Source organism: Rhodococcus sp. MALMAid1271, from assembly GCF_049195265.1.
Classification (GTDB): Bacteria; Actinomycetota; Actinomycetes; order Mycobacteriales; family Mycobacteriaceae; genus Rhodococcoides.
Map to the genome: position 1 here is coordinate 1 of NZ_JBMIRQ010000062.1, position 322 is coordinate 322.

Annotated in this window: 1 rRNA gene; it reads left to right on the forward strand. The window is 56.8% G+C overall.

Going from position 1 to position 322, the window contains the following annotated elements:
- Window positions 1-131 (forward strand): 16S ribosomal RNA (locus tag ACOQFP_RS08105); the annotation flags it as partial.
- Window positions 132-322: the final 191 nt, after the last annotated feature.

The following is a 322-nucleotide window of genomic DNA, read 5'->3' on the forward strand; positions in this document are numbered from 1 at the left end:
GAAAGTCGGTAACACCCGAAGCCGGTGGCCTAACCCCTTGTGGGAGGGAGCCGTCGAAGGTGGGATCGGCGATTGGGACGAAGTCGTAACAAGGTAGCCGTACCGGAAGGTGCGGCTGGATCACCTCCTTTCTAAGGAGCCTCTTCCTGACTCGGACCGTCACACAGGTGACGGGGGAGCAGGACAGAAACCGTTTCGGATGCATACGTCATCCGGCGGTGCTCACGGGTGGAACACTGACAACCAACTTTTATTCATTACTGCCGGCCCTGCTGGTGGGAGTAACTGTTATATCGATGCACTGTTGGGTCCTGAGAGAACA